Origin of the sequence: Streptomyces sp. NPDC017202 (assembly GCF_044331705.1) — a bacterium.
Classification (GTDB): domain Bacteria; phylum Actinomycetota; class Actinomycetes; order Streptomycetales; family Streptomycetaceae; genus Streptomyces.
In genome coordinates, this window is record NZ_JBIRNP010000004.1 from 439,502 (window position 1) to 464,610 (window position 25,109).

Annotated in this window: 23 protein-coding genes and 1 tRNA gene; 10 read left to right on the forward strand and 14 right to left on the reverse strand. The window is 72.2% G+C overall.

All coding sequences use genetic code 11. From position 1 onward, the window contains the following. The first annotated feature begins 49 nt into the window (after positions 1-49). Positions 50-625: a TerD family protein gene (locus ACH4N1_RS12035; protein ID WP_055636540.1), complete on the forward strand. Its 576-nt coding sequence runs from the start codon at positions 50-52 to the stop codon at positions 623-625. A 330-nt stretch (positions 626-955) separates the two neighbouring features. Here the strand turns inward: ACH4N1_RS12035 and ACH4N1_RS12040 are convergent, their stop codons facing one another. Next, positions 956-2,368 carry a M1 family metallopeptidase gene (locus ACH4N1_RS12040; protein WP_398096515.1) on the reverse strand — a complete coding sequence of 471 codons (1,413 nt, stop codon included), beginning with the start codon at positions 2,366-2,368 and terminating at the stop codon, positions 956-958. 325 nt (positions 2,369-2,693) lie between these two features. Between ACH4N1_RS12040 and ACH4N1_RS12045 the strand changes: the two genes are divergently transcribed. Further along, positions 2,694-3,194 (forward strand): hypothetical protein, encoded by a 501-nt coding sequence (locus tag ACH4N1_RS12045; protein ID WP_398096517.1) that lies wholly within the window; start codon positions 2,694-2,696, stop codon positions 3,192-3,194. A 21-nt stretch (positions 3,195-3,215) separates the two neighbouring features. Here ACH4N1_RS12045 and ACH4N1_RS12050 read toward each other — a convergent pair whose 3' ends face one another. Then, positions 3,216-3,857, reverse strand: coding sequence for a hypothetical protein (locus tag ACH4N1_RS12050; protein WP_398096518.1), 642 nt, complete (start codon positions 3,855-3,857; stop codon positions 3,216-3,218). Between the two features lie 5 nt (positions 3,858-3,862). Further along, positions 3,863-4,573 (reverse strand): pentapeptide repeat-containing protein, encoded by a 711-nt coding sequence (locus ACH4N1_RS12055; RefSeq protein WP_398096520.1) that lies wholly within the window; start codon positions 4,571-4,573, stop codon positions 3,863-3,865. A 203-nt stretch (positions 4,574-4,776) separates the two neighbouring features. On the opposite strand from ACH4N1_RS12055, the gene ACH4N1_RS12060 reads away from it, so the two are divergent. Beyond that, a complete protein-coding gene (locus tag ACH4N1_RS12060; protein WP_398096521.1) occupies positions 4,777-5,748 on the forward strand; it encodes a zinc-binding dehydrogenase in 972 nt (323 codons plus the stop codon). A 194-nt stretch (positions 5,749-5,942) separates the two neighbouring features. Here the strand turns inward: ACH4N1_RS12060 and ACH4N1_RS12065 are convergent, their stop codons facing one another. Together ACH4N1_RS12065 and ACH4N1_RS12070 are read right to left on the reverse strand one after the other, a co-directional pair. Further along, positions 5,943-7,340, reverse strand: coding sequence for an NAD(P)/FAD-dependent oxidoreductase (locus tag ACH4N1_RS12065; protein WP_398096523.1), 1,398 nt, complete (start codon positions 7,338-7,340; stop codon positions 5,943-5,945). Between the two features lie 68 nt (positions 7,341-7,408). Continuing rightward, positions 7,409-7,481, reverse strand: a tRNA-Thr gene (locus tag ACH4N1_RS12070). A gap of 243 nt (positions 7,482-7,724) precedes the next feature. On the opposite strand from ACH4N1_RS12070, the gene ACH4N1_RS12075 reads away from it, so the two are divergent. The 3 genes from ACH4N1_RS12075 (at position 7,725) to ACH4N1_RS12085 (ending at position 10,732) form a co-directional block, all read left to right on the forward strand. Further along, entirely contained in the window at positions 7,725-8,813 is a 1,089-nt protein-coding gene (locus ACH4N1_RS12075; RefSeq protein ID WP_398096524.1) for an ABC transporter ATP-binding protein, read from the forward strand. Positions 8,814-9,060: 247 nt separating this feature from the next. After that, the gene (locus ACH4N1_RS12080) at positions 9,061-9,528 is read left to right on the forward strand and encodes a hypothetical protein (protein WP_398096526.1); all 468 of its coding nucleotides are present in this window, start codon (positions 9,061-9,063) and stop codon (positions 9,526-9,528) included. Between the two features lie 472 nt (positions 9,529-10,000). After that, on the forward strand, positions 10,001-10,732 hold the full coding sequence (locus ACH4N1_RS12085) for an NDP-sugar synthase (RefSeq protein ID WP_398096528.1): 732 nt from the start codon (positions 10,001-10,003) through the stop codon (positions 10,730-10,732). 83 nt (positions 10,733-10,815) lie between these two features. Here ACH4N1_RS12085 and ACH4N1_RS12090 read toward each other — a convergent pair whose 3' ends face one another. The 6 genes from ACH4N1_RS12090 to ACH4N1_RS12115 form a co-directional block, all read right to left on the reverse strand. Beyond that, entirely contained in the window at positions 10,816-12,543 is a 1,728-nt protein-coding gene (locus tag ACH4N1_RS12090) for a DoxX family membrane protein (protein ID WP_398096529.1), read from the reverse strand. 195 nt (positions 12,544-12,738) lie between these two features. Continuing rightward, the gene (gene rlmB / locus ACH4N1_RS12095) at positions 12,739-13,680 is read right to left on the reverse strand and encodes a 23S rRNA (guanosine(2251)-2'-O)-methyltransferase RlmB (protein ID WP_398096530.1); all 942 of its coding nucleotides are present in this window, start codon (positions 13,678-13,680) and stop codon (positions 12,739-12,741) included. A 111-nt stretch (positions 13,681-13,791) separates the two neighbouring features. After that, complete coding sequence (gene cysS / locus ACH4N1_RS12100) at positions 13,792-15,192, reverse strand: cysteine--tRNA ligase (protein ID WP_398096532.1); 1,401 nt, start codon at positions 15,190-15,192, stop codon at positions 13,792-13,794. 251 nt (positions 15,193-15,443) lie between these two features. Further along, positions 15,444-15,950, reverse strand: a complete 507-nt coding sequence (gene ispF, locus ACH4N1_RS12105; RefSeq protein WP_398096534.1) for a 2-C-methyl-D-erythritol 2,4-cyclodiphosphate synthase — start codon at positions 15,948-15,950, stop codon at positions 15,444-15,446. Continuing rightward, positions 15,940-16,692, reverse strand: a complete 753-nt coding sequence (gene ispD, locus ACH4N1_RS12110; protein ID WP_398096535.1) for a 2-C-methyl-D-erythritol 4-phosphate cytidylyltransferase — start codon at positions 16,690-16,692, stop codon at positions 15,940-15,942. The genes ispF and ispD overlap by 11 nt, the downstream gene beginning before the upstream one ends. A 307-nt stretch (positions 16,693-16,999) precedes the next feature. Continuing rightward, positions 17,000-17,482 carry a CarD family transcriptional regulator gene (locus ACH4N1_RS12115; RefSeq protein ID WP_003953493.1) on the reverse strand — a complete coding sequence of 161 codons (483 nt, stop codon included), beginning with the start codon at positions 17,480-17,482 and terminating at the stop codon, positions 17,000-17,002. A 651-nt stretch (positions 17,483-18,133) separates the two neighbouring features. Between ACH4N1_RS12115 and ACH4N1_RS12120 the strand changes: the two genes are divergently transcribed. Continuing rightward, the gene (locus ACH4N1_RS12120) at positions 18,134-18,787 is read left to right on the forward strand and encodes a DUF461 domain-containing protein (protein ID WP_398096537.1); all 654 of its coding nucleotides are present in this window, start codon (positions 18,134-18,136) and stop codon (positions 18,785-18,787) included. 138 nt (positions 18,788-18,925) lie between these two features. Here ACH4N1_RS12120 and ACH4N1_RS12125 read toward each other — a convergent pair whose 3' ends face one another. Together ACH4N1_RS12125 and ACH4N1_RS12130 are read right to left on the reverse strand one after the other, a co-directional pair. Next, positions 18,926-19,606: a response regulator transcription factor gene (locus ACH4N1_RS12125; protein WP_015659563.1), complete on the reverse strand. Its 681-nt coding sequence runs from the start codon at positions 19,604-19,606 to the stop codon at positions 18,926-18,928. Further along, on the reverse strand, positions 19,603-20,949 hold the full coding sequence (locus ACH4N1_RS12130; protein WP_398096538.1) for a sensor histidine kinase: 1,347 nt from the start codon (positions 20,947-20,949) through the stop codon (positions 19,603-19,605). The genes ACH4N1_RS12125 and ACH4N1_RS12130 overlap by 4 nt, the downstream gene beginning before the upstream one ends. Before the next feature lie 222 nt (positions 20,950-21,171). Between ACH4N1_RS12130 and phoU the strand changes: the two genes are divergently transcribed. From phoU to ACH4N1_RS12145, 3 genes are all read left to right on the forward strand, one after another. Next, positions 21,172-21,873 (forward strand): phosphate signaling complex protein PhoU, encoded by a 702-nt coding sequence (phoU, locus tag ACH4N1_RS12135; RefSeq protein WP_398096540.1) that lies wholly within the window; start codon positions 21,172-21,174, stop codon positions 21,871-21,873. Positions 21,874-22,151: 278 nt separating this feature from the next. Then, positions 22,152-22,304: a hypothetical protein gene (locus ACH4N1_RS12140; RefSeq protein WP_363086841.1), complete on the forward strand. Its 153-nt coding sequence runs from the start codon at positions 22,152-22,154 to the stop codon at positions 22,302-22,304. Positions 22,305-22,525: 221 nt separating this feature from the next. Further along, on the forward strand, positions 22,526-22,774 hold the full coding sequence (locus ACH4N1_RS12145) for an SCO4226 family nickel-binding protein (protein ID WP_398096542.1): 249 nt from the start codon (positions 22,526-22,528) through the stop codon (positions 22,772-22,774). Positions 22,775-23,516: 742 nt separating this feature from the next. Here ACH4N1_RS12145 and ACH4N1_RS12150 read toward each other — a convergent pair. Continuing rightward, positions 23,517-24,758, reverse strand: a complete 1,242-nt coding sequence (locus ACH4N1_RS12150; protein ID WP_398096543.1) for a calcium-binding protein — start codon at positions 24,756-24,758, stop codon at positions 23,517-23,519. Between the last annotated feature and the right edge of the window lie 351 nt (positions 24,759-25,109).

Here is a 25,109-nt window from a genome sequence, read left to right on the forward strand (position 1 = left end):
GTAGCTGTAGCTTCGTGCCCGTTGTACAACGAGGGAAGGACTCCCAACAATGGCTGTAAGCCTGTCCAAGGGTGGCAACGTCTCGCTCACCAAGGAGGCTCCGGGCCTGACCGCCGTCACCGTGGGCCTCGGCTGGGACGTCCGCACCACCACCGGCACGGACTTCGACCTCGACGCCTCGGCGATCGCGGTCAACACGCAGGGCAAGGTCTACTCCGACGCCCACTTCGTCTTCTTCAACAACAAGCAGACGCCGGACCAGACCATCGTCCACACCGGTGACAACCGCACCGGCGAGGGCGCGGGCGACGACGAGGCGATCAACGTCAACCTCGCGGGCCTCCCCGCCGACATCGACAAGATCGTCTTCCCGGTCTCCATCTACGACGCGGAGAACCGCTCGCAGAACTTCGGCCAGGTCCGCAACGCCTACATCCGCATCGTCAACCAGGCCGGCGGCGCCGAGATCGCCCGCTACGACCTGTCGGAGGACGCGGCCACCGAGACGGCCATGGTCTTCGGCGAGCTGTACCGCAACGGCGCCGAGTGGAAGTTCCGCGCCGTCGGCCAGGGTTACGCCTCGGGCCTGGTGGGCATCGCCCAGGACTTCGGCGTCAACGTCTGACGGACGGCGACGCCCTGTCGGAGCCCTCGGCCGCACCGGCCGGGGGCTCCGCCGTTTCCGGAGGTTCTGCCGTTTCCGGGGGTTCTGCCGTTTCCGGGGGTTCTGCCGTTTCCGGGGGTTCTACCGTTTCCGGGGGTTCTACCGTTTCCGGGGGTTCTACCGTTTCCGGGGGTTCTGCTGTTTCCGGGGGCTCCGCCGTTTGCGGAGGCATCCGGCCCGAGCAGGGGCCGGGGCACCGGCCGAGGAGGCCGAGCCGGTGTGGCCGGAGGGCCTCGCCGGGCTGCTCGACGCGTGGGAGGCCGCGCGCGGCGGCCGGTGACGGCGGCGGGGTCAGGGGCGTTCCGGCTTGTCCTTCCCGTACAGCCAGTCGCGCCAGAGCGGCTCGAAGTCCTGGTCCGGGACCTGCTCCTCCACGTACGCCGTGAAGTCGCCGGTGTCCGCGTTGCCGTGGCGGTGGGCGGCGGTCCAGCCCTGGACGAGGTCGTAGAAGGCGTCGTCGCCGACGGCCTGCCGGATCTTGTGGACGACCATCGCACCGCGCTGGTAGACGGGGTCGGCGGAGATCTCGGCGGCGTTCGTGGGCCGCGCGGGCGGGAAGTCCCAGAGGTCCTCGTAGGTGTCCTCGCCGTGCTCGTACAGCTCGGTGAAGGTCTCCTCCGCGGTGGGGCCGCCCTCGTCCTCCGTCCACAGCCACTCGGCGTAGGTCGCGAAGCCCTCGTTGAGCCACATGTCCCGCCAGGTCCTCGGGGTCACGGAGTCGCCGAACCACTGGTGGGCGAGTTCGTGGACGAGGAGTTCGACCTCGGGTGTGCCCGGGAAGACGGGCCGGTTCTGCGTCTCGAGGGCGTACGCGGAGTCGCGCGGGCGGTCGACGATCGCGCCGGTGGAGGAGAAGGGGTACGGACCGAAGTTGTCCGCCGCCCACTCCATGACCTCGGGCAGCCGGGCCAGCGCGGTGCGGCTCGCGGCGGCCTGGGTGGGGTCGACGGCGGTGTACACCGGCAGGCCGTCGCCGGTGCGGGACCGGGTGACGGCGTACCGGCCGATCGCGAGCGTGGCGACGTGGCTCGCCACGGGTTCGGCGGCGTGCCAGGTGAACGTCGTACGGCCGCCGGTGGTCCGCTCGTCGCGCAGCTCCCCGTTGGACACGGCCGTCAGGCCCCGCGGGACGGTGACGGCGATGTCGTAGGACGCCTTGTCGGAGGGGTGGTGGTTGCCGGGGAACCAGGCCATGGAGCCGGTCGGTTCGCCGAGCGCCAGCGCCCCGTCGGCGGTCCGCAGCCAGCCCTCCTTCGAGCCGTCCGGGTCGGTGATCGTCTCGGGGCGGCCGGCGTAGCGCACGGCGACCTCGAAGGTCTCGCCCTTGTCGAGGCGGTCCTCGGGGCGGACGGTCAGCTCCTGTCCGTCGCGGTCGAAGGACGCCTGGCGGCCCTCGACGGTGACCTCCTCGACCGTCATGCCCGTCAGGTCGAGGTCGAAGGCGGAGAGGGGCCCGGTGGCGCGGGCGGTGAGGCGGGCCGTGCCGGACAGGCGGTGCCCGGCGGGGTCGTAGGCGAGGTCGAGGCCGTAGTGACGGACGTCGTAGCCACCGTTGCCCGCCTTCGGGAAGTACGGGTCGCCGGCCCCCGCGCCGCCGGCGTCGTCCGGCCCGCTCCCGTCGCACCCGGAGAGGGCGAGGGGCAGGGCGAGACCCCAGACGGCGGCCACGGCGACGGCCCTGACAAGGCGCGCGGATCGGGACATGTGAGCGATCCTAGGCGGGCGCGGATCAGGACATGTCAGGGATCGCGGGACCACGCGGACCGGAAGACGCCAGGAAGCACAGGACCACGCGGACCGGGAGGCGCCGGGGAGCACGGAACCACGCGGACCGGAAAACGCCAGGAAGCACAGGACCACGCGGACCGGAAAACGCCAGGAAGCACGGAACCACGCGGACCGGAAAACGCCAGGAAGCACGGAACCACGCGGACCGGGAGACGCCAGGAAGCACGGAACCACGCGGACCGGGAGACGCCGGGCATCTCAGGGGCGCCCGCCCCTTCGGACCCGTGACACCATCGCCTACGTGCTCGACATCGGCTACGCCCTCTCCAACCGCTTCCCCGACCCCCCGCAGACCGACTACCGCCGCGCGGACGTCCACGCGCTGCGGCACGACCTGTTCTGCGGGGACGTCTACCTGGCCGACACCAAGGCGGACCGGGAGATCTCCACAGCCTGGGGATGGGTGCCGGTGCTCGACTTCGCGTGGGCGCTGTGCGACATCGCCGAGCGGATCGACCAGGACCCCCGGGGCTCCCGCGCCTCCCGCGCCCAGCACGCGGAGCTGGACTTCACCGAGTCCACCGACCGCATGCTCTTCGAGCGCCGCTTCGGCTGGGTCGACATCGAGGCCGACTGGATGCCGGCCGAGGAACCCCCGCTGACCTTCTCCCACGCCGAACTGCGCCGCGAGGCACGCGACTTCCTGCACGACCTGATCGCGGACCTGGTCGACCTCCACGACGACCTGGACGAGAACCCGGCGATCTGGACCCTCCAGGCCCGCTTCCCCCGACTGGGCTGAGCAGCGCCGGCCGGCCCTGCCTCACCCGGCCGGCGCCGGCCGCACCGCCCCACCGAGCGTCACCAGATCCCCCGCCGCCGTGCCGTGCGGCAGGTCTCCCCGGGCCAGGTACCGGAAGCCCGTGGTGAGCCGGGCCGCGTCGAGCCGCAGGCAGGTCATCACGTCGTAGTGCTGCGCTTCGGCTAGGGCGTACCGCCCGTCGTACCCGTCGTCGGGATCCAGCGGCACGCCGCGCAGCGCGGACTCCAGTGCCGCACGGTCCACGGGACCCGCGGCCAGGGGCAGGAAGGCGTCCGGATCGACGCCCTCCGGTGCCGGGAACGCGAAGTCGTCCACGGGGGTCAGCGGGTTTCCGTTCTCGTCGGTCTCCGGCTCGTCGAAGTAGCCGGGCCAGGAGTCGTAGTGCAGGCGGAGCACGCCGTCCCCGAAGACGAGCATCACGACGACGTCCGAATCGAACACGTACGTCCCCACCGCCGGTGCCCCGAGCAGCTTGCTCAGTCCTCCCGCGACGTCGCCCGACGAGGTCTCCGGGTCCGGGTGGACGACGGTGTGCCCCGGTCCCACCGGCAGCGCGTACCCGGTGATGCCCTCCCCCGCCAGCAGCGGCACCGCCTCCTCGCACGGCCGTGCCACCAGCACGTTTCCGTAGAACGACCCCATCCGCCTCAGTCCTCCACCCTGATCCCCAGCTCCGCCGCCAGCACCGGCGCCAGATCCAGGAGTTGACCTGTGCTGATCACCGCACCGGACAGGCGGTCCAGACCGCCCGCGATGCCCAGCTCCGTCGCACCGCGCAGATCGGTGTCCCTCAGGGTCGCCGCCGTGAAGTCGGCCGACTTCAGGGCGCAGTCCACGAACTCCACGCGCTCCAGGCGGGCGCCCGCGAAGTCCGGCTCGACCAGCACACAGCCCTGGAAGACGACGTCCCGAAGCCGGGCCTGACGCAGATTCAGGTAGTCGATCTTGCCGCCGCGGATCAGCACCCGCTCCAGCACCGCGCCGTGCAACTGCGTCCCGCCCAGGCGGGCGTCGACCAGCTCGACGTCGCGCAGGGTCGCCTCGGCCAGGTCGGTGCCGACGCCGCGGATGCCGGTGAGGACCGAGTCGAGCAGGCGGGCGTGATGCAGACGCGTCCCGTCCAGCACGCAGGCCGACAGCGCGCAGTCCATGAAGCGGGCGCCCCCGCCGTCCTGCCCGCAGAGGTCCGACTCGCGGAACTCCAGCCCGTCGTAGTCCCCGTCGGGTTCCAGGCCTCCGCCGCCGTACGGTTCGAGGGGCGGCAGCCGCACCTCAGGCCGCCGCGCGGCCTTCACCGGGCCGCCACCGCCCGTGGCCGCCCTCGCCCTGCTCCCGCCGCCCGCACCCGTCCTCGCCATGCCCCCATGCTGCACCCCGCCACTGACAGTCCCCGCCGGCCGGCGCGAACGCCCTCGGTCCGCCGTCCTGTTCGCCCCCGGCCGCAGCGGCCTTGACCTCAAGCGTGCTCGAGGTCGCAGAGTGGGCGCACAGGGCCCCGCACGACCGTGCGGGACCGCGCGGGGCCGGCCCGGTCCACGCGAGCGACTCCGGGGGGAACCTCATGCACGCCGTCCGTCTGCACGCCTTCGGCCCGGCCGGGAACCTCACCTTCGAGGAGGTCGAGGACCCCCTCCCGGCGCCGGGCCAGGTCCGCGTCGCCGTCGAGGCGGCCGGCGTGCACCTGCTGGACACCGCCCTGCGCGAGGGCTTCCAGGGACCCCAGCCGCAGCCGACGCTGCTGCCGACCGTACCCGGCCGGGAGGTCGCCGGGGTCGTCGAGTCCCTCGGCGAGGACGTGGACGGCGCATGGCTCGGCAGACGCGTCGTCGCCCATCTGGGCTTCGCTCCCGGGGGCTACGCCGAACTCGCCGTCACCGACGCCGACCGCCTCCACGAGATCCCGGCGAACCTGGACGCCGCCCGGGCGGTCGCGATGATCGGCACGGGCCGTACGGCGCTGGGGATCCTCCAGTTCGCCGAACCGGACCCCGGCACGGTGGCCGTCGTCCCGGCCGCCGCGGGCGGCATCGGCACCCTGCTCGTGCAGTACGCGAAGAACGCGGGCGCCACGGTCGTCGGGCTCGCCGGGGGTTCCGCGAAGACGGCCCTGGTCCGGGAGAACGGCGCCGACCTCGCCGTCGACTACACCGACCCGTCCTGGCCGGGGAAGGTCCGCGCCTTCCTGGGCGGCCGGCCCGCCACCGTCGTCTTCGACGGCGTCGGCGGCGAGGTCGCCCGCGAGGCGGTGGCGCTGCTCGGCCCCGGCGGCAGACACCTCGTCTTCGGCTGGTCGGCGGAGGGCGTCCGGGACGGCAGGGGCCACTTCGTGGACGGCGTCTCGCAGTCGGTCCTCGGCCCGGTGATGCTGGAGAGGGCGGGTGGTCTGCGCTCCCTGGAACTGCGCGCCCTCACCGAGGCCGCCACGGGCCGCCTAGTCCCCTCCGTCCACCGCTTCCCCCTGCGCGAGGCGGCCGCCGCCCACCGCGCCCTGGAAACCCGCCGGACGACCGGCAAGGTCGTCCTGGAGCCCTGACACGGGCGCAGCGGCTCGACGGCCGACCGGCCGTCCCTCACCCGACCGCAGCCGCTCGACAGCCGACCCGTCCAGCCCCTACCGCGACCACAGCCGCTCGACAGCCGACCCGTCCCGCCCCTACCGCGACCACAGCCGCTCGACAGCCGACCCGTCCCGCCCCTACCGCGACCACAGCCGCTCGACGGCCCGCCTCAGTGCCGCCCCGCGACCCGGTCCGCCAGCCGCGCCAGCCGTGACGACCCGGCGCTGTGGGTCTCCGTCTCCCGTCGGTCCGCCGCCCGGTAGGTGGCGTACATGCCCTGCACGCCCAGCCAGCGCAGCGGCTCCGGCTCCCACCGGCGGACCCGGTGGCCGACCCACGGCAGTTCCGTCAGGGCCGTCCGCCCGGCCTGCCCGGAGTCCAGCCGGACGAGGTCGCACAGCGTGCGCCCGGCGAGGTTGGCGGTGGCGACGCCCGAGCCGACGTACCCGCCCGCCCAGCCGAGGCCCGTCGAACGGTCCAGGGTGACCGTCGCGCACCAGTCCCGCGGCACGCCGAGCACCCCCGACCAGGCGTGCGCGACCCGTACCCCGGCCAGCGCGGGGAAGAACGCGACGAGGATCTCGCGCAGCGCCTCGACGGTCGCCTCCCGCGTCCGCCCGTCGTGGTCCGTCCTGGACCCGAAGCGGTACGGCACCCCGCGCCCGCCCAGCGCGATCCGTCCGTCGGCGGTGCGCTGGGCGTACATGTAGGCGTGCGCCATGTCGCCCAGCGTCTCCCGGCCGTCCCAGCCGAGCGCCGCCCACTGCTCGTCGGTCAGCGGCTCGGTGGCGATCATCGAGGAGTTCATGGGCAGCCAGGTCCGCCGCTGCCCCTTCAGCGAGGCCGTGAAGCCCTCGGTGCACCGCAGCACGTACGGCGCCCGCACGGTCCCGTACGGCGTCACCGCGTGCCCCGCCCGGATCTCGGTGACCGGCGTCGACTCGTGCACCACGACGCCCAGCGCCTCGACGGCCGCCGCCAGCCCCTTCACCAGTTTCACCGGGTGCACCCGCGCCCCGTGCGGGGTCCATGTGGAGCCGACCGCGCCGGCCACCCGGATCCGCGCGGCGGTCTCCCGGGCGCCGTACAGCTCACGGTCCCGCTCGCCGTACGCCAGCTCGTGTGCGTGGAAGGCCTTCAGCCGCGCCAGCTGGGCGGGCGTACGGGCCACTTCGAGGACCCCGCCGCGCCGCACGTCGGCGTCGATCGACTCGTCGCGGGCCACCCGGATCACCTCGGCGACGGTGTCGTTCATCGCCCGCTGCAGGCGTACGGCGGCGTCCCGGCCGTGCAGCCTCGCGTACCGGTCGCGGCCCGCGATGCCGTTGTAGAGCCAGCCGCCGTTGCGCCCGGAGGCGCCGTACCCGCAGAACCGCTGTTCCAGGACGGTGATCCGCAGGAAGGGCGCGGCCTTCTTCAGGTAGTACGCGGTCCACAGGCCCGTGTAGCCGCCGCCGACGATCACGACGTCCGCGGCGGCGTCGGCGGAGAGCGGCTCCCGCACCGCGGGGAGGCCGTCGTCCGCGTACCAGTAGGAGATCCCGCCGTTCACGACACCGCTGCTCATGGCCGGACGCTAACCCGCCCGAGCGGCCGGTGTCTCCTTCGGATCCCGTCGACGGCAGGAGGAAACGGAGCCCCCTGTCGGACTCGAACCGACGACCTTCGCTTTACAAGAGCGGTGCTCTACCAACTGAGCTAAGGAGGCGTGCGCGTCGCGTGCGGCGGGCGCGCCCGAGCAGTGTACCCAGGTCGCCGGGGACCCCTGTCGAGAATTTCCGCGAAGTTCACATGCCTCCGGGTACTGACAGAGCGGGCGAACGCCAGGTAGCGTCCAGATCCGGTTCACTCGTGTGGACTACACCTTCCCGGGTCCTGCCCGGGACGGCTCACCACCTTCCTACAACGGATCGTCCGGCACGTTCCTGCCGGTAGAAGGGGGCCCATCACCATGGCCACTGTCACGTTCGACAAGGCGACCCGGATCTACCCGGGTTCCACCAAGCCCGCCGTCGACGCACTCGAGATCGACATCGCGGACGGCGAGTTCCTCGTCCTGGTCGGCCCGTCGGGCTGCGGCAAGTCCACCTCGCTCCGGATGCTCGCGGGGCTCGAGGACGTCAACGGCGGCGCCATCCGCATCGGTGACCGCGACGTCACGCACCTGCCGCCGAAGGACCGGGACATCGCCATGGTGTTCCAGAACTACGCGCTCTACCCGCACATGACCGTCGCCGACAACATGGGCTTCGCGCTCAAGATCGCCGGCGTCAACAAGACGGAGATCCGGCAGAAGGTCGAGGAGGCCGCGAAGATCCTCGACCTCACCGAGTACCTGGACCGCAAGCCGAAGGCCCTGTCCGGCGGTCAGCGCCAGCGTGTCGCGATGGGCCGCGCCATCGTGCGCGAGCCGCAGGTCTTCCTCATGGACGAGCCGCTGTCCAACCTGGACGCCAAGCTCCGCGTGTCGACGCGTACGCAGATCGCCTCGCTCCAGCGCCGTCTGGGCATCACCACCGTGTACGTCACCCACGACCAGGTCGAGGCGCTGACGATGGGTGACCGCGTGGCGGTCCTCAAGGACGGTCTGCTCCAGCAGGTCGACACCCCGCGCAACATGTACGACCGCCCGGCGAACCTCTTCGTGGCCGGCTTCATCGGCTCCCCGGCGATGAACCTCGTCGAGGTCCCGATCGCCGACGGCGGCGTGAAGTTCGGCAAGTCGGTCGTGCCGGTGCAGCGTGACGCGCTCTCCGCGGCCACCGACAAGACGGTCACCGTCGGCGTGCGTCCCGAGCACTTCGACGTGGCCGGCGCCGACTCCGAGCAGGGCCTCGCGGTCGTCGTGAACGTGGTCGAGGAGCTGGGCTCCGACGCCTTCGTCTACGGCACCGCCACGGTCGGCGGCGAGTCGAAGGACCTCGTCGTCCGTGTCGGCGGCCGCAACGTCCCGGAGAAGGGCAGCACGCTGCACGTCGTGCCGCGCGCCGGCGAGACTCACGTGTTCTCGACCTCCACGGGCGCGCGCCTCTCCGACTGAGCGACGACCGAAGCGCGCTCGGCCGGGTGACCCACCCGCACCGACCGCCAGCACCGACGAGAAGGGCCCCGCGGCAGCTGCCGCGGGGCCCTTCTCGCACGGGGTCCGCACGGACGCCGGAAACCCCGGCACAACGGGCGTTTCGAGCAGTGAGCGTCAACGCCTTACCCAAAAAGAGGCACCACTCCATCCCCCGACCGGGTGACTGAATGTCGCCAAATCATTACCCCGCGCTACCCTCACACGCGTGAAGCACTCCGTGAACCACTCCGCCACCCAACCGTCGCGACGCGGCCAGGGCCCCGCCCGACGGATCGGCCGCTCGCTCGCCCTCGTCCTGCCCGTCGTCATGGTGCTCTCGGGAACCCTCGCGGTCACCCGGGTCAACTGGTCGGGGAACCCCTCGGATTCGGTGCTCACCGCCTCCGACGTCTCCACCGTCCACCGCACCGCGCAGGGTGCCGCCAAGGCCCCGCAGGACGTCCTGCGCGACCGGCTGCTGACCGAGCTGCAGGAGAAGGACCCGGGCACCGCGCTGACCCACCTCCAGGCCGCGGTGAACGGCAAGCCGTCCCTGGCGAAGCACTGCACCTCCATCGCCCGCGCCCTGGGCCGCGCCGCCGTCCGCGTCTACGGCCCCTCACGCGCCCAGTCCTACACCCGCCCGGTGTGCGACACGTCCTTCGCCTCCGGCGTCCTGGCGGCGCACGGCTAGGGCGTGTCTGACAATTCGCGTCGGATCAGTGCGCGGCGTCTGGTGCGGTGCATCGCAAGGCGGAGGATCGCCCGTGTACTGGATGTACTCGGGTGATCCGACAACGCGGCGAGGTGCCGTGCCAGGCGTCGCGCGCCCGACGGGAATTGTCAGACACGCCCTAGGGCCTGTCGTCAAATTCCTGCCGTCCGCCTGGAGGGCGGGCTCTGCGGCGTCAGGTGCGTGCTCTCGGCGTGCCGGGCCCTGATCCTCGTACTGGACGTACTCGGGTCAGGGCCCGGTGCGGCGAGAGTGCGTGCATGGCGCCGCGGGGCAGGCGGGAATTTGACGACAGGGCCTAGGGCCTTCCGTCCGGGCCGTCCGGACCGGCCCGGCCCGATCCGGACGGCGGACCGCGGGGCGTCGCATGCCCCGTCGTACGCCCCACAGGGGAGCCTCTCGACGGGTCGGGGGCGCCGCGTACAGTTCGGGCATGACCGATCCGCGCGCCGCGTCCCGACCCACGCAAGCCGTCATCCTGGCCGGCGGCCAGGGGTCCCGGCTGCGTCCCTACACCGACGACCGGCCCAAGCCGATGGTCGAGATCCCCGGGACGGGGACGCCGATCATCGGTCACCAGCTGGGCTGGCTCGCCGAGGAGGGCGTGACGGACGTCGTGGTCTCGTGCGGCCACCTCGCCGACGTCCTCGAGAACTGGCTGAGCTCCGCCGACCTGCCGCTGAAGGTCACCACGGTCGTCGAGACCGAACCCCTCGGCCGCGGCGGCGGCCTGAGGTACGCGGCCGCCCGCCTGCCCCACCCCGAGCGGCCCTGGTACGCCACCAACGGCGACATCTGGACCCGTTTCTCGCTGCGCGACATGGCGGACTTCCACACCGAGCGCGGCGCGGTCGCCACCCTCGCGCTGGCCCGGCCGCGCATTCCGTGGGGGGCCGTGCAGACGGACGGCTTCGGCCACATCACGGACTTCATCGAGGCCCCGCCCACGACGTACGAGGTCAACGCCGGCGTCTACGTCTTCTCCCCCGAGTTCGCCGGGCTGCTGCCCGAGCGCGGGGACCACGAGCGGACCACGTTCCCGCAGCTGGCCCGCGAGCTGCGGCTGGCCGGGTTCCCGATCCCGCAGGGTGCGTACTGGCGGGCCATCGACACGGCGAAGGACCTCACGGAGGCGGCCAAGGAGCTGGCGGCGCTGGGCCGCTGACGGCCGGGCACCTCCGTACGACGACGGGGTCCCGCTCGCTTTCTCGAGCGAGCGGGACCCCGGCGTCGTACGGGCGGAAACGGCTAGCCCAGGAGGCCGCCCACCAGGCCGCGCTGCTCCGCCGACGGGGAGCCGCCGTCCGAGCCGCCGGTGGAGCCGGAGGTGCTGGTGCCGCCGGAGCTGCTGGTGCCGCCGGAGGTGGGCCCCGAGGTGGTGCTGGGGGCCTCCTCGACCGGGCTGGACCGCTCCGGCGGGGCCTCGCCGCCGGTGCCCTGGGTCTGGCTGGGGGCTCCGCTGGTGGCGGTCCCGGTGTCCCGCGTGGCGCCCGGAGCGGAGTCCTCGTCCCGCGTCGGCGCCTCGGAGGTGCTGCCCTGGGTCGGCGAGGTGGACGCGGACGGCGTCCTGCTCGGCCGGCGGCCGTCGGACTCCTCGGGGAGGGGCGAGCCGGGCAGTTCGTTGCGGGGGGCCTCCCCCGGGCCGGGGACGACGACGCGGTCGGCGTCGCGGACGGCACCGCCGAGCAGCGACCCGGTCAGCAGGGTGAGCCCGACGACGATCGCGGTGACGAGGGTGCCGCGGCGCAGCACGTAACGGCGCAGCTCCCACAGGTCGGACCGCGGGCCGAGCCGCCGCCAGGCGCCGGCGGCGAGGCGGCCGTCGACGGAGTAGACGGGGGCGCCGGCGATGACCAGCGGCGACCAGGCGGCGAGGTAGATGATGTCGGGCGTCTCGTAGACGGGGACGGTCTTCCAGCTGACGGTGAGCAGGAGTGCGGCCGAGAGCATGGCGCCGAAGCCGGCCGCGACCCGCTGCCAGCAGCCCAGGACGGTGAGGACGCCGACGACGACCTGGAGGAAGGCGATGACGAGACCGGAGCCGACGGGGTGGTGGAGGGCGAACTGGCGCAGCGGCTCGGCGACTTCCCACGGGTGGAGGGTGTTGAGCCACTTCACCATGGAGCCGCGCTCGCCGCCGTCGAAGTAGACGGGGTCGCACAGCTTGCCCATGCCGGCGTAGATGGAGATGAAGCCGAGGAGGATGCGCAGCGGGAGCAGGACGACGCCGAGGTTCATCCGGCGGCCGGGGTAGTAGGCGTGCCGGGCCGGGTCGCCGTGCTGCCGTCTGCCGCGCGAACCGGGGTCCGCCGCGGCGGCGGCCTCCGCGAACTCCTCGAACCTGCCGTCGTCGTGGGCCGGCCGGTCGTAACCGGACCCGCCGTAACCGGACCCGTCGTAACCGGACCCGTCGTAGCCGGACTGGTCGTAGCCGGACTGGTCGTAGGCGGGCTCGTCGTAGGCGCTGCCGACGGTGCGCATCTGCGGCAGGAGCCGCTGTTCGCCGTCGCCGTGGGTGCGCTGGGCGCCGACGAGGGGGGTTTCGAGGGTGTGCGCGGTGAAGTCGCCGTCGTAGCCGTCGCCGATCCCCACGCGGGGGATGACCTGGGTGGCTCCGGCGTCGGCGGGCGGTTCGCCGTGGCCGACGCTGCCTGCCCGCACGGCTTGGAGCAGCCGGTGGGCGCCGGTGTCGTCCGGTGCGGACCGGCCGCTCCAGACGACCGGCCGACGACGGGCGGCACGGGCCCCGGCGACGGGGATGCGCGCGGTGTCCTCGGCGACGCCCGCGTGCCGGGAGATCCGCGGGGATTGGCTGCGTCGTGCCGACGCTCCCAGCTGCACGCGGAAACTCGCGTGATTGACGATGATCTGCGCCGGGTCGCTCGGCACCTTCACCATGCTCAGCGCGGGAGCGTCGTCGAAGCCCGACGAGAGGTCCCCCGTGGGTGTGCGGGGTGTTCTGGTGTCCACACTCATCTAACCGAGTGACGTGTCCTGAGGACACTGCCTCGACCCGCCGGATCTGTCCGGACAGCGTCAAAGTTGCCCGACGCGCCGGAATTACCCCGTACGGGTGAGCCGGTGGACGGGCGTGCGGCCCGTCCGCCGTCGGGCGCCGGTCCCGGGACGGGGCGTTCCCCGCCCCTGTCCCGGCCCCGGACCCGACCCGTCTCAGGTCCTGCGCCGAGCCGCCTCGTACAGCACGATCCCCGCCGCCACACCGGCGTTGAGCGATTCCGCGCCGCCCGGCATGGGGATCCGCACCCGGTGGTCGCAGGTCTCGCCGACGAGACGGGACAGGCCCTTGCCCTCGCTGCCGACGACGACGACGACCGGGCCGCTCAGGGCCGCCAGCTCACCGATCTCGGTCTCGCCGTCGGCGGCCAGACCGACGATCGTGATGCCGGCCTTCTTGTACGCCTCCAGGGCACGGGTGAGGTTGGTGGCGCGGGCCACCGGCGTGCGGGCCGCCGCGCCGGCGGACGTCTTCCAGGCGCCGGCGGTCATGCCGGCCGCGCGGCGCTCGGGAACGACGACGCCGTGGCCGCCGAAGGCGGAGACCGAGCGGACGACGGCACCGAGGTTGCGCGGGTCGGTCACGCCGTCGAGGGCGACGATCAGCGGGTCCTCGCCGTCGTCGTAGGCGGCGTTGGCCAGGTCCTCGGGGTGCGCGTACTCGTACGGCGGGACCTGGAGGACCAGGCCCTGGTGGTTGAGGCCGTTGGTCATGCGGTCCAGCTCGGGGCGCGGGGCCTCCATGAGGTTGATGCCGCCGCGCTCGGCCGCGAGCTGGAGCGCCTCGCGCACCCGCTCGTCGTTGTCGATGAACTGCTGGACGTACAGCGTGGAGGCGGGCACGCCGCCGCGGAGCGCCTCGACGACCGGGTTGCGGCCGACGACCAGTTCGGAGGGCGACTTGCCGCCGCGGCCGCGCGGCACCGGACGGCGCGCGGTCTGCTTGGCCTTCGCGGTGGCGAGGCGGTTCTTCTTGTGGCCCTTGCGCATCTCGGCGGGCGGGGTCGGACCCTTGCCCTCCAGGCCCCGGCGCCGCTGGCCGCCACTGCCGACCTGCGCGCCCTTCTTGCCGGACATGCGGCGGTTGTTGGCTGCCATGACCTACCCGTCTGTCGTGAAGCGTGCGTGCGTACGTAATGCAGTGTGCCGCCCGGACACCCGGGCGGCACAATCGATCAAGAATGCATCAAGGATCGATCAAGGGGGTGCTCAGCGCGGGCCGAGTGTCCAGCGCGGCCCCTGGGGGCCGTCCTCGATGAACAGCCCCGACTGGTTGAGCTGGTCGCGGATGGCGTCCGCGGTGGCCCAGTCCTTGCGGCCGCGCGCCGCCTCCCGCTGGTCGAGGACCATGCGGACCAGGGTGTCGACGACGCCGTACAGGTCCTCGCCCCGGTCGCTCTCCCCGGCCCAGTGCGGGTCGAGGGGGTCCAGGCCGAGGACGCCGAGCATGGCGCGCACCTCGGCGAGGCGGGCCACGGCGGCTTCCTTGTCGTCGGCGGCCAGGGCGGAGTTGCCCTGCCGGACGGTGGTGTGCAGGACGGCGAGGGCCTGCGGGACGCCCAGGTCGTCGTCCATCGCCTCGGCGAAGGCGGGCGGCACGTCGGCGGCGGGCTCGACGACTCCCCCGGCCTTCTCGACGACGCGCTGCACGAAGCCCTCGATCCGCGCGAACGCCGACTCGGCCTCGCGCAGGGCCTCCTCGCTGTACTCGATCATCGAGCGGTAGTGCGGGGTGCCCAGGTAGTAGCGCAGCACGATGGGACGCCACCGCTTGACCATCTCGGAGACCAGGACGCTGTTCCCGAGCGACTTGGACATCTTCTCGCCGCTCATGGTGACCCAGGCGTTGTGCACCCAGTACCGCGCGAACTCGTCGCCGTAGGCCTTGGCCTGGGCGATCTCGTTCTCGTGGTGGGGGAAGATCAGGTCCAGGCCGCCGCCGTGGATGTCGAAGGCGGAGCCCAGGTACTTGTGGGCCATCGCCGAGCACTCCAGGTGCCAGCCGGGACGGCCGCGGCCCCACGGGGTCTCCCAGTCGGGCTCGCCCGGCTTGGTGGCCTTCCACATCGCGAAGTCACGGGGGTCGCGCTTGCCGGTGATGCCGTCCTCGGCCGGCTGGCGCAGGTCGTCGATGTCCTGGTTGGACAGCGTCAGGTAGCCGGGGAAGGAACGCACGTCGAAGTAGACGCTGCCGTCGGCCTCGTAGGCGTGGCCGCGCTCGATGAGCCCGCGCATCATCTCGATCATCTCGGGGACGTGCCCGGTGGCCCGCGGCTCGTAGGTCGGCGGGAGGCAGCCGAGGGCCTGGTAGCCGTCGTCGAACGCCCGCTCGTTCTCGTACCCGATGGACCACCAGGGGCGGTCCTGGTCGCGCGACTTGGCGATGATCTTGTCGTCGATGTCGGTGACGTTCCGGATGAACGTGACGTCGTAGCCGCGGTGGGCGAACCAGCGGCGCATGATGTCGAAGTTCAGGCCGGAGCGGATGTGCCCGATGTGCGGGGCCGCCTGCACGGTGGCACCACACAGGTAGATCGAGACGCAACCCGGCGTGAGCGGGGCGAAGTCACGGATCTGCCGGGCGCTGGTGTCGTACAGGCGAATGGTCACCCCTCCAGGGTAGTGGGCGTGGGCAAGTGCACGACACCTTCCACCGGTTTGCGGGTGGGGTGCCCGCCGCCGGCGGGGCCGGGAGCCCGCGCCCGGCCGGTCGGCGGGTCCGGCCGGCCGGCGGGTCCGGCCGGCCGGCGGGTCCGGCCGGCGGGTCCGGCCGGCGGGTCCGGCCGGCGGGTCCGGCCGGCGGGTCCGGCCGGCGGGTCCGGCCGGCGGGTCCGGACTCCGCGGCCCCCGCGCCGCGGTCCTCAGCCCTGTCGCACCACCAGCGCCGTCGCCACCGCCATCAGGCCCTCGTCCCGGCCGGGGAAACCCAGGCCGTCCGTCGTCGCGCCCGACACCGACACCGGGGCTCCCGCGGCCTCGGAGAGGATCTTCTGCGCCTCCTCGCGGCGCTTGCCGATCTTGGGGCGGGGGCCGACGACCTGGACGGCGATGTTGCCGATGCCGAAGCCGGCGGCGCGCACGATCCGCGCCGCCTCCGTCAGCAGCGTCACGCCCGAGGCGCCGGACCACTCGGGTCGGCCGGTGCCGAAGTGCTGCCCGAGGTCGCCGAGCCCGGCGGCGGAGAACAGCGCGTTGCACGCGGCGTGCGCGACGACGTCCGCGTCGGAGTGACCGGCCAGGCCCGCCCCCTCGCCCTCCCACCTCAGGCCCGCGCACCACAGCTCGCGGCCCTCCTCGAAGGCGTGGATGTCGGTGCCGATGCCGACCTGGGGCAGCAGGGGCGGCACCGGGGCCGTCTCAGAAGCCATCGTTGAGCCTCCTGCGGGCGAGGACCGCCTCCGCGAGGACGAGGTCCAGCGGGCGGGTGACCTTGAAGGCCTCCTCGTGACCGGGGACGGCCACGACGGTCAGGCCGAGCCGCTCGACCATGCCGGCGTCGTCGGTGACGTCGTCGGTGACGGTCTCGTGGGCGCGGACGAGGGTGGCCCGGTCGAAGCCCTGCGGCGTCTGCACGGCCCGCAGCCGCGCCCGATCGGGCGTGGCGACCACCGGTTCGGGCGCGCCGGGGACCTCGGCCGGTTCGACCTCCTTGACGGTGTCCGCCAGCGGCAGCGCCGGCACGACGGCGGGGGCGCCGTCGCGGACGGCCTCGATCACGGCGTCGACGGTGTCGACGGGCACCAGCGGCCGGGCGGCGTCGTGCACGAGGACGATGTCGTGGCCGGGCGGCAGGGCGTCGAGGCCGAGCTTCACCGACTCCTGGCGGGTCTCGCCGCCGGGGACGACGACGAAGTCGGTGCGGTCGGGCAGCGCGTGCGTGTCGAGCAGCGACCTGACCTCGGCGGCGCCGTCCGGCGGGGCCACGACGACGACGAGGGAGACGGCCCGGGACGCGGCCAGGGCCCGCACCGCGTGGATCAGCATGGGGGTCCCGCCGAGTGCGCGGAGCGCTTTGGGGGCGCCCGGGCCGAGGCGTACGCCCCGGCCGGCGGCCGGGATCACCGCGGCCGCGCGGGCGGGGACGGGTGCGGGAAGCGAATCGTCAGACATCGGTTCCTGTCAGGTTTGTGTGCTCGGCCTACGTGGGTACGGAGACAGCGTGCCGGGTGCGACGCCCTGACCGGACCCTTCCGTGACACCGGTCGAGGCAGTGAACGGCCCGGGCCCGGCACGCCGGGCCTCGGGGGTGTATGTCCGAGGTGAGCACGCGCGGCACCGTTATGGGCGCGGACGCGTCCACGCGTCGGCGTTTCGGGCATGAACATGCCGCAGCGCCCGGCGACGGGAATACGTCATCGGGCACCACGGCATGTTCACTGCGCTGAGCGAGCTGAGCTGAGGCCGGCGGGTCTCGGCGTCAGGACGCGAGGACCTCGTCGAGCAGGGCCTCGGCCTTGTCCTCGTTCGTGTTCTCCGCGAGCGCGAGCTCGCTCACCAGGATCTGGCGGGCCTTGGCGAGCATGCGCTTCTCACCGGCGGAGAGTCCGCGCTCACGCTCACGGCGCCACAGGTCACGCACGACTTCCGCGACCTTGATGACGTCGCCGGAGGCGAGCTTCTCCAGATTTGCCTTGTAACGACGCGACCAGTTCGTGGGCTCCTCGGCATACGGCGCACGCAGCACCTCGAAGACCCGGTCCAGCCCGTCCTGACCGACCACATCACGCACGCCCACGAACTCCGCATTGTCCGCTGGCACACGTACCGTCAGGTCACCCTGGGCGACCTTCAGCACCAAGTAGGTCTTGTCCACGCCTTTGATCTGGCGAGTTTCGATGGCCTCGATCAGCGCGGCCCCGTGATGGGGATAGACCACGGTGTCGCCAACCTTGAACGTCATGTGACAGGTACCCCTTCCGTGGCTATCCAGGGTAACACGGAAACTGCGGGTTCTGAATGACGTTTTCGCAGGTCAGGGCATATCTCGGGGCTTGACAACAGCAACAGGAACGTGCTGCGACCGGGTGGCGGAAGCAGGTATTCGCAGGTCGGAGCGGCTCTCCGCGGGGCGTGAAACACGCACGCCACACCCGCCCGGAGGCTCCTCCAGGCGACCGAACATCCCCAAATGTCCGCTTCCGGATGTGCGACTTCCGCTACTCCGTTCGGTGTCCGGAGCAGGATCCGCGCCGTTTCCGGAATTGATCACACGACCGGCCGAACAGGCGGTGATCAATTCTCCCGACGCCCGCGCATTCCCTCGCGAAAAATCCGCGACCGCCGGTGAGCGGCGCTTATGTGAATGCACGACCACATCCCGGCGATCATCTGGAAGCCAATGTGACTCACGGGTCACTTGTGGCTGCCGGGACGGTGGTGACCACGGTGACGGAGACACCTCGCACAGGCGCCGATGTGCGCCCGAAGCGCCCCAGAGGCGGGTCGGGTGCGGCCGCGTGGGAACGGCTCGGTAACCTGAGGCCGCTGACAGACCCTTAGGGCGGCTTTATCCAAGGAGCTGCCCCTGCATTCCCAAGGAGTTGCCGCCGCCGTGAGCAGCAGCCTTCGACGCGGCGCCCTCGCCGCCTCCGCCCTCGTGTTCTCGATCGCCACGCTCGCCGCCTGCGGCGCCGGGAACGACGCTCAGACACTGCAGATCAAGCCGGACAACGCCGCCACCAGTGTGGGCGACATCAAGCTGCAGAACGTCGTCATCATCACCCAGCCCGACCCGGAGGCCACGGGCCCCGCCGCCATCTCCGCGACCGTCTTCAACAGCGGCAGCAAGGCGCAGACCCTGGAGTCCATCGCCGTGGACGGTGCCGACGGCACCGCCGAGATCAAGCCCGCCGAGGGCGACGGCAAGCTGACCGTCCCGGCCGGCGGCTCCGTCGTCATCGGCGGCGAGAACAACGCCACCGCCAGCCTCTCCAGCACCCCCGAGGCGATCCAGGACGGCAACGCCCAGAAGGTCACCTTCACCTTCAGCGAGACCGGTGAGGTCAGCCTGCGCGCCTTCGTCGTGCCGGCCGAGCACTACTTCGCCGAGTGGGGCCCGAGCGACATCCCGAGCGCCCCGGCGGAGTCCGCCTCCGAGTCGGCGTCCCCGAGCGAGTCGGCCTCCGCGACCGCGGGCGCCGAGAGCGGGAGCCCGACCGACACGGCCTCCCCGAGCGCCTCGCAGTCGGAGACGGCCGCAGGCTGAGCGCCGTACGCCCGTCACGCACGCACGGCGAAGGGGCGGCACCCCCATGGGGGTGCCGCCCCTTCGCCGTGCGCCCCGGCCGGTCACCGCTCACGGTTCACGGTCTGCGGCCGACGGCGGTTTACGACCGACGGCGGTTTACGGCTCGAACTTGTAGCCGAGCCCCCGCACCGTCACCAGGTACCGCGGGGCACCCGGGTCGGGCTCGATCTTCGCGCGCAGGCGCTTGACGTGGACGTCGAGGGTCTTGGTGTCGCCGACGTAGTCGGCGCCCCAGACGCGGTCGATGAGCTGCATGCGGGTCAGGACGCGGCCCGCGTTGCGCAGCAGCATCTCCAGGAGGTCGAACTCCTTGAGGGGGAGGTCGACCTTGGAGCCGGAGACGGTGACGACGTGGCGGTCGACGTCCATACGGACCGGGCCGGCCTCCAGGGCGGCCGGGGTGACCTCCTCCGGCTCGCCGCGGCGCCGCAGCACGGCGCGGATGCGGGCCACCAGCTCGCGGGAGGAGAACGGCTTGGTGACGTAGTCGTCGGCTCCTATCTCGAGGCCGACCACCTTGTCGATCTCGCTGTCCTTGGCGGTCACCATGATCACGGGGACGTTGGAGCGGCCGCGCAGCTGGCGGCAGACCTCCGTGCCGGGCAGACCCGGCAGCATCAGGTCGAGAAGCACGAGGTCGGCGCCGTTGCGCTCGAACTCGTCGAGTCCGTCGGGACCCGTGGTCGCGACAGCGACCTCGAAGCCCTCCTTGCGGAGCATGTACGACAGGGCGTCGGAGAAGGACTCCTCGTCCTCGACGACGAGCACTCGGGTCACGGATGGACCTCCGGGGCGGAAAGCGTCTGGTACGCGGTTGACTCGGGGGGTGAAGCAGGTGAGGCAGGTGAGGCATGGGGGGTGCCGGCGGAGGTCCCGGCCTCCACGTCGTCGTCGAGGCCGGGGGGCTGCTGGGCACGGTCACGGGCGGCGCCCGCCTCCGGCAGTCGCAGCGTGAACGTGGAGCCCTGTCCCTCAGCGCTCCACACCGCGACCTCCCCGCCGTGCGAGGCGGCCACGTGTTTGACGATCGCCAGCCCGAGGCCCGTACCGCCGGTGGCACGGGACCGGGCGGGGTCGACCCGGTAGAAGCGCTCGAAGATGCGCTCCTTGTCCTTCTCCGAGATGCCTATGCCCTGGTCGGTCACGGCGATCTCGATCAGTTCCCCGCCGTGCAGGGTGACCCTGCGGGCGGCGATGCCGACGCGGGTGCGGGCGGGTGAGTAGTTGACGGCGTTCTCGACCAGGTTGCCGAGGGCCGCGGCCAGCTGACCACGGTTGCCCCAGATGCGCAGGTCGGCGGTGCCGTCCCGCTGACCGCCACCGGGCTCGAGCCCTGCGGTCGGTCCCACGTTCGCGGCCATGGTGATCTGTTTGGCGCCGGCCTGGTGCCGGCAGCGGTCGATGGCCTCGGCGACGAGTTCGTCGACGCGGACCGGTTCGGCGTCCTCCAGGGGATCGTCGTTCTGGACCCGGGAGAGGTCGATCAGCTCCTGGACCAGGTTGGTCAGGCGGGTCGCCTCGATCTGCATCCGGCCGGCGAAGCGCTCCACCGCCTCGGGGTCCTCGGAGGCGTCCATGACTGCTTCGGAGAGCAGGGACAGGGCGCCGACCGGGGTCTTCAGCTCGTGACTGACGTTCGCGACGAAGTCGCGGCGGACGGCCTCGATGCGCCGGGCCTCGGTGAGGTCCTCGACGAGCAGGAGGACGAGCCGGGAGCCGAGCGGAGCCACCCGGGCCGACACCGCGAGGGCTTCGCCCCGGCCGGTGCCGCGCCGGGGCAGGTCCAGCTCCACCTGCCGTATCTCGCCGTCACGCCGGGTGTCGCGTGCCATCTGGAGCATCGGTTCGACGGCGAGCTTGCCGCCGCGGACCAGCCCGAGGGCGTACGCGGCGGAACTCGCCTTGACGACGGCGTCGGCCTCGTCGAGGACGACGGCCGAGGAACGGAGCACGGACAGGACGGTGTCCACGCCCGGCGGAAGGACGGGATCGGTGTGCAAGGAGGTCCTGGTGGGTCGGTTCTGGTCGCGTTCGCTCCAACGGAACGCCAGCATGGCGATGACACCGGTGAGCACCCCGGCGATCGCTGCCGCTGCGGCGACCGCCGCGTTCACGTCCATGCGTCCAGGTTAGGCATGCGATACGTCCTGGCCACAGCCATCGAGGTGCGACCTCGAACACTCGTCGCCCAGAGTTCACCTGGGAGCCAGGGGTGATTCATTTGAGGTGACGGAATCCGACGCGTACGGGGCCGACCGTGGCACCGTGGGGTTCGCAGCGCCGGTTCCACGGCCGGTACCGGCCCCTGAACCCCCGAGAACCACGTACGAGAGGGAACCCTGATGCGGGACGCGTACCACGAGGAACTGGACTCGATCGGCGACGGACTGGTGGAGATGGCCCGGCTGGTGGGGTCGGCGATCGGGCGCGCCACGACCGCCATCCTCGATGCCGATCTCAAGCTGGCCGAGAGCGTGATCGAAGCCGACAAGAAGGTCGACGAACTCCAGCACGACCTCGAGGCGCGGGCCATTGCGCTGCTCGCGCGCCAGCAGCCGGTGGCGACGGACCTGCGCATAGTCGTCACGTCGCTGCGCATGTCGGCCGACCTGGAACGCTCCGGCGACCTCGCCCAGCACGTGGCGAAGCTGGCCCGGCTGCGCTTCCCCGAGCGGGCGGTGCCGCAGGACCTGCACGCCACCATCCTGGAGATGGGGCAGCTCGCGCAGCGCCTGATGGCCAAGGCGGCCGAAGTGATCATCACGAAGGACGTCGACCTCGCGCTCCAGCTGGAGACCGACGACGACGCGATGGACCTGCTGCACCGCACCCTCTTCCAGCACCTGATCGACGACCGTTGGAAGCACGGCATCGAGACGGCCGTCGACGTGACACTGCTCGGCCGCTACTACGAGCGCTTCGCCGACCACGCGGTGGCGGTCGCCAAGCGTGTCGTGTTCCTGGTGACGGGCGAACACGCGGACAACCTCCAGCAGGACCTGCAGGCCGAGATCCCGCCGGTCGCGGGGCCGGAGGAGGTGTAGCCGGCTCGGTGGTGGGGCGGGGGCGGTACGGTCCGCTCCGCCCCACGACGCCGGAACCGGAGGCGGCACGCTCCGCCCCGCCCCTCCTCGCTGAGGCTCCCGGAGGGGGCGGTCCGTCCCGGGACGCGCCCCCGACGCGGCACCGGAGGGGGCGTGCCACGCCTTCTCCGGGACGGGCCGGAGGCTCCCGGAAGCCTCCGTGCGCCGTTGACGCGCCCGCCCCCACGGGCATGAACTGGGCACAGGCGCTCCTGCCTCCAGGCCTCCAGGAGGAACCCATGGCCGAAGCCCCCAGCAAGCCCGACCCCACCCAGGAACGCCCGACCGAGCAACCCGCCGAGATCAAGAACCTGCTCCTGATCGCGGCGTGCGGCTGCGGTTCGGGCTGCGGCTGCGGCTGCCAGTCGGGCAGCCCCTGCCAGTGCGGCTGAGACGCCACGACGGGAGGGGACCGGCCGCGGAACGCGCCGGGCCCCTCTTCTCACGCCCTTCTCCTCCTTTCACGTCCTTCTTCTGACGTCCTTCTCCTCCCGGCTCTTTTCCTGACGCGCCCCTGCCCGCGCGAGCGCGTGCACACAGGCGCAGCATGGAGAGAGCGACAGCGGGCAGGCCCTCATGCGCGGCGTGCCCGCATGAGAAAGGGGATGCGGTCATGACCAAGTTCATGGACGTCCACCACGACATGAAGGGCATCACCGCCGACCAGCTCCACCAGGCCCATCAGGCCGACCTCGAGATCGAGGCGGAGGAGGGCGTGCACTTCGAGGGTGCCTGGGCGGACCCGGAGTCCGGCACCGTCTTCTGCCTCTCCGAGGGCCCCTCGGCGGACGCGGTCCAGCGCATCCACGAACGCGCGGGCCACAAGGCGGACGAGATCCACGCGGTACCACTGTCGGCGTGACCGAGCCCCGGCCACCAGCGACACTGACCGCCCCAGCCGACGGAGACGGTGCCCGACCTCACCGACAAGCCCCCGTCCCGCGAGAAACTCGCAGGTCGGGGGCTTGTCGGTGTCGCGTTACTTCTTCTTGCCCTGGGTCTTGCCGGGGATCTTGGGGAGCTGGGTTTTTGCTGGTCAGGGGCGGTGGACTCGTGCACCTGGTAGTCGTCGTCGGTCGTCATTGGCCACTGTCGAGCGACCTCGGACGGCCCAGGGACGGCCCAGCTCCGGCGCACTCGGCTGACGACCGGCACTTCGCTATGACCTGTCTGAACCTCAGCCGACGACAGTCGGCCACGACGGCGGGCGTGCCGACCGACCACGCACGCGTGTGCCTCGCCGCACCCCCACCGGCCTCAGCCACGCTGCCATGCCGTCGACCACAGCAAGCCGCGTCGGCGGAAGCGTGGCGGTGAGACCTTGGATGACGGCCTCTTCGTCCCGAAGCAACTGGAGCGAGGCTCTCCCTGGGCCGGTGTGCTCCTCACCTGCGCTGACGGTCCACAGGTGTCCGTGCACGTCCGCCGTTGTGCGTCTGCGTTGTCACGCAGTTAGACACGCACCAGTGCCGCTCTTCGCTCCCTGGAAACATTGGTGCGGGCGGGCTGAAGGCTGCTCGTGAAGAAGCGTACGGCCCCTGACCATCTGAGCCGGTCGGGGCCGTTCTTGGGTGTGCTGTCCGTCAGACCACCGTGGCGGAGGGTCAGCAGCCGGGGCCGGTGGCCGGGTTGGTGCAGGTGTTGCGGCCGGGTCCGCCGTCGTTGGTGTTGGTACCGGCGCCGCCGTTCAGGGTGTCGTTGCCGTTGTTGCCCTGGAGGGCGTCATTGCCGGCGCCGCCGTTGATCTGGTCGTTGCCGTCGTCGCCGATGAGGGTGTCGTCGTTGTTGTCACCGTTGATGATGTCGTTGCCGGTGCCGCCTTCGATGCGGTCGTTGCCGGCGTTGCCACTGAGCTTGTCGTTGCCCGCGCCGCCGCAGATGAGGTCGTTGCCGCCGGCGCCGTCGACGACGTCGTTACCGCCGAGCGCGAAGATCACGTCGTTGCCCGGTGTGCCGGTGATGGTGTCGTTGCCGTTCGTGCCCGTGATGGTGGCCGTGGCGGTCGCGCAGTTCGCGGAGGTCACCTCATAGGTGATGGTCACCTGCGCCGATCCTGAGGCCGGTCCGGAAGTACCGCCCGACGGGACAAAGTTCGACCCACCACCGCCGCCCCCGGGCCCGAAGGTGCCGACCGAGCTGATGGTGGAGCAGCCCCCTCCTCCGCCGCCGCCGAACCAGCCGGCTCCGCCTCCTCCACCACCGAATTCGCCGCCGCCCAGGCCACCGGCACCGCCTTGACCTGCGGTGCCGGATGTACCGCCGCCGGTCGGGCAGGCGGCGCCGCCAGTGCCGCCGGCTGTCTGGGTTCCGCCACCACCGCCAGTGCCGCCCTCCGGCCGGTCACCGCCGGGCTCTCCGGCGTCTCCGGCGTCTCCGCCGGTGGCCTCGGGGACGCCGAATCCACTGTATCCACTACCTCCGCCGCCGCCGCCGGCGGCGACGATGAGGCGGGGGTCGGTGCTGGGGACGCCGGTCAGTACACAGCCGGCGTTGGCCGAGCTGCACGTGCGGACGTCGCTGGAACCGCCGCCGGCACCGCCCGGGAAGGTGGCGGCGCTGCTGCCGCCACCGGTGCCGACGTTGACGTAGAGAGTGCTGCCGGGTGTCACGGTGACGGTGCCACTGACGGTGGCGCCTGCCCCGCCGGCGCCGCCGCCGTCGGACCCGTTGTTGCCTGCGGCGCCGGTGGCGGTGACGGACAGCTGGGTGACACCGGCCGGGACGGTGAAGGGCTGGTCGGCGCCCGCGCTGAAGGTGGCCGTGATGGGCGCCGCCGCAGCGGGCGTCGCCGTGGGCAGCACCAGCACCGCTGCCGGCAGCACGGCGGTGGTGAGCAGCAGACCCACACGCCGCGCCAGACCCCGTGACCGCCCAACCCTCGCACCCCGTCGTTCGATCACCGCACGTAGCGGAACCAGTCCCACCATCACCACTCCTCGTCGAACGGTCCCTGCCACCCACACGGAGTGCACCAGGGGCACCGGCTGATCTGCCCGACCCCTCACCCGGAGCCGCCCGACGATCAAGCCACACCTGTGATGACATGGCCGCGGAGACACACCGCCACCCGGACCGTGATCCGCCGACCGGCCGCACCCACTCCGCGCGACGGAAACCGGCCGTGGACCAACGTGATCACCAGCGCGATCGCCGGGCTCGATGCCCTCCCGAACCACGGCTGACCAGCAGCGTCGCGT

Bases quoted from the DNA above. Each gene is read 5' to 3' on its own strand.
- rlmB (WP_398096530.1), bottom strand. From the start codon at position 13,680: ATGGCAGCCAACAACCGCCGCATGTCCGGCAAGAAGGGCGCGCAGGTC.
- ACH4N1_RS12130 (WP_398096538.1), bottom strand. From the start codon at position 20,949: ATGGACGTGAACGCGGCGGTCGCCGCAGCGGCAGCGATCGCCGGGGTG.
- ispD (WP_398096535.1), bottom strand. From the start codon at position 16,692: ATGTCTGACGATTCGCTTCCCGCACCCGTCCCCGCCCGCGCGGCCGCG.
- ACH4N1_RS12075 (WP_398096524.1), top strand. From the start codon at position 7,725: ATGGCCACTGTCACGTTCGACAAGGCGACCCGGATCTACCCGGGTTCC.
- ACH4N1_RS12040 (WP_398096515.1), bottom strand. From the start codon at position 2,368: ATGTCCCGATCCGCGCGCCTTGTCAGGGCCGTCGCCGTGGCCGCCGTC.
- ACH4N1_RS12060 (WP_398096521.1), top strand. From the start codon at position 4,777: ATGCACGCCGTCCGTCTGCACGCCTTCGGCCCGGCCGGGAACCTCACC.
- ACH4N1_RS12145 (WP_398096542.1), top strand. From the start codon at position 22,526: ATGACCAAGTTCATGGACGTCCACCACGACATGAAGGGCATCACCGCC.
- ACH4N1_RS12065 (WP_398096523.1), bottom strand. From the start codon at position 7,340: ATGAGCAGCGGTGTCGTGAACGGCGGGATCTCCTACTGGTACGCGGAC.
- ACH4N1_RS12050 (WP_398096518.1), bottom strand. From the start codon at position 3,857: ATGGGGTCGTTCTACGGAAACGTGCTGGTGGCACGGCCGTGCGAGGAG.
- ispF (WP_398096534.1), bottom strand. From the start codon at position 15,950: ATGGCTTCTGAGACGGCCCCGGTGCCGCCCCTGCTGCCCCAGGTCGGC.
- ACH4N1_RS12035 (WP_055636540.1), top strand. From the start codon at position 50: ATGGCTGTAAGCCTGTCCAAGGGTGGCAACGTCTCGCTCACCAAGGAG.
- ACH4N1_RS12115 (WP_003953493.1), bottom strand. From the start codon at position 17,482: ATGACGTTCAAGGTTGGCGACACCGTGGTCTATCCCCATCACGGGGCC.
- ACH4N1_RS12085 (WP_398096528.1), top strand. From the start codon at position 10,001: ATGACCGATCCGCGCGCCGCGTCCCGACCCACGCAAGCCGTCATCCTG.
- ACH4N1_RS12090 (WP_398096529.1), bottom strand. From the start codon at position 12,543: ATGAGTGTGGACACCAGAACACCCCGCACACCCACGGGGGACCTCTCG.
- ACH4N1_RS12140 (WP_363086841.1), top strand. From the start codon at position 22,152: ATGGCCGAAGCCCCCAGCAAGCCCGACCCCACCCAGGAACGCCCGACC.
- phoU (WP_398096540.1), top strand. From the start codon at position 21,172: ATGCGGGACGCGTACCACGAGGAACTGGACTCGATCGGCGACGGACTG.
- ACH4N1_RS12055 (WP_398096520.1), bottom strand. From the start codon at position 4,573: ATGGCGAGGACGGGTGCGGGCGGCGGGAGCAGGGCGAGGGCGGCCACG.